Genomic DNA, 9524 nt, shown 5'->3' on the forward strand with positions numbered 1-9524 from the left:
CCTTGACGGCCACAAGATGTTGCGTCAATATTGCAATTGCGCACCCGCGCAGGAGCAAGTCCCCATGAACGGAACAGCCCGACAGAAGGCAGTTATAGTGGAGGAGTTGAACGCTCAGCTCCCATCCCAAACCACTCGCACCGGAATCCAGTTTCCGCGTCACTTCACCGCCCGGCAAGAGCCTGGCCGAACTCCCTACGACGATGTTCAATGGGAGACCCGCAATGCCACCATCGGCAACGATAAAGGCGCGGTCATCTTCGAACAGCGCGATGTCGAGATGCCTGCCGGATGGAGCCAGACCGCGACCAACATCGTGGCCAGCAAGTACTTCCACGGCAAGCTCGGCTCTCCGGATCGCGAGCGATCCCTCGCCGATCTGGTGCATCGCGTGGTCGACACGATTGCGGGATGGGGAATCGCCGACGGCTACTTCGCAACCGAGGAAGACGGCGAGAACTTCCGGGATGAGCTCGCGCACCTGATGCTGCATCAGAAAGCCGCGTTTAACTCCCCGGTTTGGTTCAATGTCGGCGTCAAGGAAGCCCGCGGGTACGGCTGGTTCTATGACGCGGAGTCCGAGTCGGTCAAACCGCTGACCAAGGAAGCCAAGCCGCAGTGTTCGGCCTGCTTCATCGTCTCGGTCAAGGATTCGCTTGAATCCATCCTCGATCTTGCCAAGACGGAAGGCATGCTCTTCAAGTGGGGCTCGGGTACCGGCTCCAACCTATCGACGCTGCGCGAAGAGAACGGTTCGCTTTCGAGCGGGGGCAGGGCATCGGGTCCGCTCTCGTTCATGAAAGGCTTTGATGCTTTCGCCGGCGTCATCAAGTCGGGCGGCAAGACGCGCCGCGCGGCCAAGATGGTCATCCTCAACACCGACCACCCGGACATCGAAGGATTCATCTGGTGCAAGGCCAGGGAAGAGAAGAAGGCCCACACGCTGGTCGAAGCGGGCTACGATTCGTCCCTCGATGGCGACGCGTACGGCTCCATCTTTTTCCAGAACGCCAACAACTCCGTTCGCGCCTCCGACGATTTCATGCAAGCCGTCACCGACGACGAAGAATGGTGGACCAAGTCCGTCTTAACCGGTGAGAAGGTCAAGCGCTACAAAGCCCGTCAGTTGATGCGCGAGATCGCCGAGGCGACCCACCAGTGCGGCGATCCCGGCATGCAGTTCGACACCACCGTCAATCGCTGGCACACCTGCAAGAACACAGCGCGGATTAACGCCTCCAACCCCTGCTCCGAGTACATGTTCCTCGACGACTCGGCCTGCAATCTCTCGTCGTTGAACCTGATGAAGTTCGTCGATGCGGGCAGCCATTTCGATGTTGCCGGCTTCCGCCGTGCTGTCGATACGCTGATCGTCGCGCAGGAAATCATTGTCGACAACGCCAGCTATCCCACCGAGAAGATCGCCGGCAACTCCCATGCGTATCGCCCGCTCGGCCTCGGCTTCGCCAACCTGGGTGCACTGCTGATGAGCTTCGGCATTCCTTACGACAGCGACCGCGGCCGCGATTACGCCGGGGCGATCTCTGCCGTGATGTGCGGTCAAGCCTACGCCACCAGCGCCCGCATTTCCGGAAGTATCGGTCCGTTCCCCGGGTACGAGCCGAACGCCGAGCCGTTCCTCGATGTCATCCGCATGCACCGCGATTCGGTTCCCGGCATCAACCGCCGGAACATTCCTTCGGACCTCTACAACGGGGCCCGCGAGTGCTGGGATGAAGCGCTCGAAGCGGGCCGTCAGTTCGGATTCCGCAACGCGCAAGTGACCGTCATCGCGCCCACCGGCACGATCGGCTTCATGATGGATTGCGACACTACCGGCATCGAGCCCGATCTCGCGCTGGTCAAACACAAGAAGCTCGTGGGCGGCGGCGTTATCAAGATCGTCAACAACACCGTCCCGCAAGCGCTCATCAAACTGGGCTACACGCCGGAACAGGTGGAAGCCATCGTCCAGCACATCGATTCTACGGGAACCATCGAAGGCGCGCCGCAACTGAAGCCCGAGCACCTGGCGGTCTTCGATTGCAGTTTCCGGCCCGCCAACGGACAACGCTCCATCCAGTACATGGGGCATCTGAAGATGATGGGCGCGGTCCAGCCCTTTGTCTCCGGCGCGATCTCGAAAACCATCAACATGCCCGAAGAAAGCACCGTCGAAGAAGTGATGGACGCCTACATCGAGAGCTGGCGTCTGGGCTTGAAAGCGGTTGCAATCTACCGCGATAACTCGAAGAAGGTCCAGCCGCTTAGCTCGGGCAAGAGCGACAAGAAAGCCGACCCGAAGCCGGAGCCCATTCAGGTGCAGCCGATCGAGAAGATTGTCTATCGCCCGGTTCGCCGCAAGCTGCCCGACGAGCGCCATTCGATCACGCATAAGTTCTCTATCGGCGGACACGAAGGATACATTACGGTCGGCATGTACGAAGACGGAACGCCCGGCGAAATCTTCGTCACCATGGCCAAAGAAGGTTCGACGATCTCGGGCCTGATGGACAGCTTCGCCACCGCCATCAGCTACAACCTGCAGTACGGGGTGCCCCTGAAGTTCCTGGTCGATAAATTCGGCCACGTCCGTTTCGAGCCGAGCGGTTGGACCGGAAATCCGCAGATCCCTTACGCCAAATCCATTCCGGATTACATTTTCCGCTGGCTCGGCGCCAAGTTCCTGGGCAACGAGTATGTCAACAACGAAGCCGGCGATGCATCCGGATTACGGCCTACCGAAGTGGACACTCAGGAAAAACTTCCGTTCCCCGTGGCTGTCGCGGATGCCCCGCTCTGCGCGGAATGCGGCGGCATGATGACGCGCAACGGCAGTTGCTACAAATGTGAGAATTGCGGCGGAACCAGCGGCTGCAGCTAGACGGCGCGGCGACTTTCCGAAGCCTGCCGGGTTACTTTACCTAATTCCTTATTTCTCAAGCTAGCCTGGGCCGCTCGCCTCCGGAAGGGTGAGCGGCCGTTTTTGTGGGCCTCTGAAACCTCGATCTAAGGCCGACGGGGCCTATTAGGCATCGCACCTAAAGTCCCAGAATCTTTCCGACGATAGGGTTGGCGAGAGATTACATGACACTCACCAAATCCCTATCCGCCACGATCCTTTCAGCGCTCCCATACCTCGTTCTGATGTCCGGGACCGGCAACGCCCAGACGGTGCCTGCGCCCATACCGGTGCCTGCTCTTTACCAGAGCCTCTACACCAGTTTGCAAACCGACATCAGCACGTTCACACAGTCGATTCCCACCACGTATAATGCCTCGACATTCTACGCTGTGCAGCTTCTCAGCGCAAGCTCCGACAACGGACTGAACCTGTTGAACGCGAACACAAACGCGGGGGTCCAAATGGAAATGAACCAACTGCGTGCTTTGGGAATTACTGCGGTTACCGTTCATATCGATTTCCCCTATCTCTATGAGCCTTATTATTCGAACCCGACAGAGTATCAGCAGATGCTTGCGTTCTACACGAACCTGGCCAGCGAGGTTCACGGGATGGGCATGAAGCTGATTGTGGAAACCCAGGTCGCCAAATCGAACCCAATTACCGGCGTTTCCGCTGCCGGGACCTATGCGCAGCAACTTCCCTGGTCGACTTATATGGCTGGCCGCGCCCAGAACGCGGCAATCGTCGCCGCGAATGTGCGGCCGGACTACCTCACCGTGATCTCCGAGCCCGACACGGAAGCGCAGATGTCCGGTCAAACGCAGGCCGGTACGGTCGCCGGCAGTGTCCAGATGCTGCAGGCGATCGTTGCGGCGGTTGATGCCGCGGGCGCGAGCGGCATCAAGTTAGGCGCCGGGACCGGTTCATGGATGTCCAACATCAGCTCCTTCATGACCGCCTACGCGAAGCAACCGGTTAGTTATCTCGACATACATGTTTACACCGTAAATAAGAATTTCCTGCCCAACGCGATCACCGCCGCGAACATTGCGCATCAGGCCGGCAAACCGATGGCGATGACGGAAGCCTGGCTTCAGAAAGTCTCCGACTCGCAGTTAGGACAGTCTTCGGCGAATACCGGGATGCAGCTCAATAACTACAGTTTCTTCGAACCGCTCGACGCGCAGTTTCTGCAGGCAATGGTGAAACTCGCCAACTACGAAGACTTCACCTTTATCTCGCCGTTCTATTCGAACTACTTCTTCGCGTATCTGCCGTACTCCGCTTCCAGTTCGCCCAGCGTTGCGGTGGCTATGCAGGCCGGCTCCGTAGCCATGCAACAAGGGCAGTACTCCACGCTAGGACCGGTTTTCGAGAACATGATCCTGCCGGCGCCCGATCGCACCGCACCGCAGGTACCCTCGGCGCCGGTTGCGGAGGCAACGAAGACCGAAGTGGTCCTAATGTGGAATCCGGCTACCGACAACGTCGGTGTCGCCGGGTATCAGGTCTTCAAGAACGGCGCCCTGATCGGGACTACCGTCACAACCAGCTTCGTCGACACGAATGGATCGAAAGGTTCGGGAGCGAGTTACACATTGGATGCCTTCGATGCGTCCGGCAACGTGTCGCCCCATTCAGCCGCAGCGGTGGTCCACTAAGTCTTAGACCGGCGGCTCGAGCCTTGGCGAACCGTCCGGAACAAGGCTCAGTTTCGGTTCCTGGGCGATCGCATCCGATAGCGAACGAAGCAGTTCCGCATCGACATCGCCCGCTTTCTTCAGTTCCACCGGATACCGAACCCGGAACTGAAGAGCCGTCCCGGTGTACTGGATCCGGCATTCGGGTGTCGGATTGGGAACGTCGATTTCGATCGACCGCTCGAGGGCCGCGTGTTGCTGCTCGAGCTCCGGCCGATAATTAGTGAATACCTGCTCAACACCCTGCTTCAATCGTTCCTCCACCGTGCGAACGTCGCTATCCGGCGCAAGCCCAACGAGAATGCTATGCCACACGTAGTTCGTACCCGGAAGCTGCTTAAACAGAGGCTGCGGCTGAAACAAAACCGAATTCGCGAAAAGTACAACGCGCCCCGTGGAATGGAGATCGCCTGCGGGCCCGGCTAACTCCATTAGATAGATGCGCACGAGACCCAACTCCAGCACATCCCCCGTTACGCCTCCGATAGTGACTCGATCCCCCACGCGAACGCCGTACCGCCCAATCAGGAAGAAATACGCGATCACCGCGAGAATGACGTTCTGCAAAGCAACGGCAAGGCCCGCGGTCAGGAATCCGGCATAGGTCGCGACGGAACCGAATTGAGTGATCAGTCCGCCCGCCACGATGAAACAAAACAGGATGGCTACCACGAAGCGCCGGATCACCAGGAACTGGCGTCGTCGGCGCACATCGCGCACATAGCGGAATGTCGCCCGCTTCCATAGCTCGCTGACGACGACGAGGACAACGATCGCCAGCAGCAGCATTCCCAACCGCAGAAGCAGATAACGGAGCGCCGCGTCGTACTCCTGGTTGATCAAAGCGCGCCACTGCGTCAGGCTGCCGCGCAGTTCCTGCACCAGAATCTGCTCCTCGCCCAGAGGAACCACGACCGTGGAGAGCTGCCGGAACTGCGTGGTGAGCGTCGCGATCTGTTTCTGGGCGTTTCCCAACTGATCGGCGCTCTGCGATGCCGCCGCGGCCGTCAGGTCCTCGCTCTGCTTGATCGCCGAACGAAGCTGCGTTACGAGCGGGTTCTTCAGCTGGTCGATGTCGGCGGAAAGCGCATCTGTCTCTCCGAGCAGCGTTTCGATAGCGCCGCGTTCCCCACCGGCGCCAAAGACGGTACCAGCCAACCCGAATAAGCCCTGCGTCTCCGGCCGAATGGCAGGTGCGCCGCCAGCCGTACTGCTCCGGCCGGCGATGGCGGGCGCCTTAACCGAAGACGCCGAACCGTCTTTCGATGCTGATCCGTCCGTGCCCGTTCCGCCCGACTTACGCGTGACGACCATCGTCTGTGCTTCCGGCACGCTGCGCTGCAGCTCGTTGATCTGACCCGTGAAACCAGCCGTTGCGCTCGATGCCGCACTGGTGTTCGCGCCGGCGAAGCTCACCATCGACTGGACGGTCTTCTGAATCTCCTGCGCCAGCTCCAGTTCCGACTGAAGCTCCTGTCGCTGCTCCTCGATGGATGCCCGATTCTTCGGCGAACCGGCCGCAGGCGAGCTATCCAGCGCCTTGATCTGAGCCTGCAAGCGGGAAACGCGATCCGCCGCCCGCGCGGCTGCGTCTTCAATGCTTCGCGACGCCGCCGGCGCTTCCGCCTGACTACTCGTCGCCGATTGCGCCTGTCGCAGCGAAGCCCGGAACGCGGCATCCGCACGCGCAAACTGAAACGCGAGTTGCAGCGCGTGCAACGCGTCCTCATGCGCGCTGTCTCGAAGCAGGATGTCGATCGACCCTCCGGCGGATTGCGCCGCCGTATCGACGTGCCGGTACCATGCGATGGCTTTCTCCAGGTGGGCGATAACGTCCGCCGGCTTCAGCGCTGCCGTAAGCGGAGTAATCGTAAGGGGAGGAGGAGCTGGGGTGTTGGCCGGTGGGTTGGCCGGGGTGCTAGCCGGAGTGCCGGCTGGTGTGCTCGAAGACCGTGGCGACGTCTGACCGGCCGCACTCAGCGCCCAGATCGCGGCCGCTGCAAGGGTACAACAACCGATCGCGCGCTTCACTTCGCGATCTTCTTCAATTCCTCATCGAGTACCGGTTTCAGAACCGCAAGTGTTAGCGTCGCGTTGAAGCGTTGTCCATTCACAAACAGAGTCGGCGTTCCCGCCACGCCCGCCCGTTCCCCGTCTTCGATGTCATGCACGATAATCTTCTGCAGCTCGGGAGAGTGCAGGTCGGCATCGAAGCGCTTCATGTCGAGTCCGATTTTCTCCGCGATGCCGCTGATCACCGCCGGCGAAAGTCGGCCGCGTTGTGCGAACAGAGCGTCATGCATCGGCCAGAATTTACCCTGCCGCTGCGCCGCAAGCGAGGCCGCCGCAGCTAACGCGGCCTGCGAATGCTCATCTAAGGGGAACTGCTTGAAGATCAGGCTGACTTGATTCGGATACGCATCCATCACCCGGTGCAACTCACCGGCGGCAATAATGCAGTAGGGGCACTGGAAATCCGAGAACTCCACGAGCGTGATCTTCGGATTCGCCGCGCCTTGAGCAGGTGCGCCATCGGTGGGGATCTTGACCGCGTCACTCAGAATCTTCCCCTCCGCAGCCTTGCCGAAATTGGAGTTGTCCGCCGCGAGCAGCGCCTCTTTTTCCGACTTGCCGTCGCGAATCGCGTCGACGATTACGGCCGCGAGCCCCTTGCTGCGTGAGCAGCCCGGATCTTTCATCCGGCATTCCCCAACCTTCATCGCGCAGCCGCAGGTGCAACCCTGCTCGGAAAGCAGCTTCTGTACCGTCGCCTTCTGAGCGGGCGAGAGACCGTGCAGATCCACTCCGGGGAGAGCGTCTTCCACACGCGGGCCCTGAGCGGTTGCGATTATTGCGACCATCGCGAGCCCAACCGTAATCACCGCCCGACGGCTAAGAATGTTCATCTTCTCTATTGTAGGAAAGTTGCCCGTCGAAATACAAAGCGCGGTAAACCGGGTAAGAACCCGAGAACCGAAATGCCGAGTCCCGATGTCGGCTAATCGTCCCGCACAACTATCGGTACCGCTGCTCGGCTCGCACGTCGAATGAGCCGAGCCTCATGGCAAGAGATAAGAGCCGCCCATGAGCACCCGATTCACGCCCGCTGCCGGACCCGTCGGATTCCACCGGGACGCGCACACCTGCCACTCCGTATCGAAGTAGTCCGCGCACCACTCCCATGTGTTTCCCGTCATCGTGAACAAGCCGAATCCGTTCGGAGCGAAACGATCCGCCGGAGCGACGCCCACGAAAGCATCCTCGGCCAAGTGCTGATCCGGAAATCGGCCGAGCCGAAAGTTCGACCCCCTGCGGTTCCGGGTCACCGTCGAGCTCTCCAGCAATGGCCAAGTCGACAATACCATCGCCGTTGAAATCGCCGGTGACGAAGCCCCTTATACCCGCTACCGCGAACGTGTTGACGGGCCCCCCGGAAAAAGTGCCGTCGCCCCGCCCAAAAAAGACCTGAATCCGATTGGTCCCATTTCCACCGATAATGTCGGGTATGCCATCGCCGTTAACGTCTGCGACCTGAATTATCTCAGTGTTAGCGCTCTGAAGGTCGCGTCGATCATAAAAATTGGGGACGGCACCGTTAATGACGCTGAACGCCGAGAGCGCCAACAACAAGAATAAGAGCGGGGTGGGGTTCCACATGGTCGTTCCACCTATCGTTCCACCTATTGTTGCCCAACGGAATCAGGACCCGCCGCAATTCGTCAGAGAGTCTATATAGTTTGAGTACGCCATGAAGGCCGCAGCCTGATTGGCCTGAACGGGAGCGGGCGTGAATTGCTGCGCAGCCCAGGATACCGTCTGTTTCGACTACTCGAACCCTGTGGGGGGAACTGTTGCATCGAACCTCCTGGAGTCCTCCGAGTAGGATGGCGCTAGACGGCGGATGTCAACAAACTTGTTAGACACCGCTAGGCTATGTTTTGCGGGCTTTCCCGAACGCCTGTAGAACAAAAGGCCCGGAACTCGCCCGGGCCTTAAGCTTCCACTTGCCTGTGAATCATTCCTGCTTACCGCCCTGCTTACCGGCGCCAGCCGCCGCGATAGCCGTAACCCACGTGTCCACCGTAGTAGCCGCCGCGATATCCGTAACCGTGATACCAGGGACCGCCCACACCGATCGTTACGCCGCCATAATACGGAGCAGCATAGCCATAAGCGGGATAAGCCGGGTATGCGGGATAGGCGTAAGCCGGAGCAACGTAGCCATAACGATGATAGCCGTAGCCGACGTATGCCGGGTACGCGGGATAACCAACGCCAATACCCACTCCAATTCGCACGCCAGCCTGGGCCGGCGCCGGCGCGAAGATGATCAGGATCGCCAGCAGCGCGATCATCGGAATTCCAATCTTTTTCAGCATTTCTTGTTTCTTTTGCCTCCACTCAATTCGACGCATGTTTCTTAGAAATGGGTGCATGCCAACGCATTAAACTGGCTTCACGCCGCGTGCTTTACCATAGCTTCTAATGCCTTGGAATCACAGGACTTTCTGGCTTCTGCCGCTGATCATCGGCGCCCTCTTAGCGGTCCCGATTTTAGTGGTTTCTTTAAGCCGCCTGGGGGTGGTTTACAGCCGCCATTTTCACGGTGGAAGACGCGAGCGATTGTTCCTCGCCGCCTTCGGTTTCTTTACTGCCGTGTTCGTCGTCCGCGGGATTACAATTGCGATCCATTACGACATCGGCCCGTTCCACGACGTCGAAATGCACGGCCGCCACATCCACCACCTTGTCTGGGGCATTCTGCTGCTCCTGCTGGACGGTTACGCATGGCTGTTGGGGATCGATCGCGGGGACTCCGGCTGGGCGCGCTGGGCGGGACGCCTCACCAGCATCGTCTATGGTGTTGCCGCTGCTCTCACGCTGGACGAGTTCGCGCTCTGGCTCAACCTGCGCGA

7 protein-coding genes and 1 pseudogene are annotated in these 9524 nt (G+C 59.8%); 3 read left to right on the forward strand and 5 right to left on the reverse strand.

Annotation, left to right across the window (positions count from 1 at the left end):
- Positions 1 to 64: 64 nt before the first annotated feature.
- Positions 65 to 2884: a vitamin B12-dependent ribonucleotide reductase gene (locus tag H1Y01_RS08745; protein WP_180540059.1), complete on the forward strand. Its 2820-nt coding sequence runs from the start codon at positions 65 to 67 to the stop codon at positions 2882 to 2884.
- Positions 2885 to 3087: 203 nt separating this feature from the next.
- A complete protein-coding gene (locus H1Y01_RS08750) occupies positions 3088 to 4569 on the forward strand; it encodes a hypothetical protein (RefSeq protein ID WP_180540060.1) in 1482 nt (493 codons plus the stop codon).
- 3 nt (positions 4570 to 4572) lie between these two features.
- On the opposite strand, the gene H1Y01_RS08755 is transcribed toward H1Y01_RS08750, so the two are convergent.
- The 5 genes and pseudogenes from H1Y01_RS08755 to H1Y01_RS08775 form a co-directional block, all read right to left on the reverse strand.
- Complete coding sequence (locus tag H1Y01_RS08755; RefSeq protein ID WP_180540061.1) at positions 4573 to 6639, reverse strand: mechanosensitive ion channel family protein; 2067 nt, start codon at positions 6637 to 6639, stop codon at positions 4573 to 4575.
- Positions 6636 to 7514 carry a DsbA family protein gene (locus tag H1Y01_RS08760; protein WP_180540062.1) on the reverse strand — a complete coding sequence of 293 codons (879 nt, stop codon included), beginning with the start codon at positions 7512 to 7514 and terminating at the stop codon, positions 6636 to 6638. The genes H1Y01_RS08755 and H1Y01_RS08760 overlap by 4 nt, the downstream gene beginning before the upstream one ends.
- A 153-nt stretch (positions 7515 to 7667) precedes the next feature.
- Positions 7668 to 7973 (reverse strand): formylglycine-generating enzyme family protein, encoded by a 306-nt coding sequence (locus tag H1Y01_RS08765; RefSeq protein ID WP_180540063.1) that lies wholly within the window; start codon positions 7971 to 7973, stop codon positions 7668 to 7670.
- A pseudogene (locus H1Y01_RS19990) lies at positions 7966 to 8265 on the reverse strand (FG-GAP repeat domain-containing protein); the annotation flags it as partial. The gene H1Y01_RS08765 and the pseudogene H1Y01_RS19990, both read right to left, overlap by 8 nt.
- 380 nt (positions 8266 to 8645) lie before the next feature.
- A complete protein-coding gene (locus tag H1Y01_RS08775; protein ID WP_219341399.1) occupies positions 8646 to 8987 on the reverse strand; it encodes a hypothetical protein in 342 nt (113 codons plus the stop codon).
- 106 nt (positions 8988 to 9093) lie between these two features.
- On the opposite strand from H1Y01_RS08775, the gene H1Y01_RS08780 reads away from it, so the two are divergent.
- A partial coding sequence (locus tag H1Y01_RS08780) for a hypothetical protein (RefSeq protein ID WP_180540064.1) occupies positions 9094 to 9524 on the forward strand: 431 nt, incomplete at its 3' end.

Origin of the sequence: Nevskia soli, assembly GCF_903970205.1 — a bacterium.
Classification (GTDB): domain Bacteria; phylum Acidobacteriota; class Terriglobia; order Bryobacterales; family Bryobacteraceae; genus Bog-113.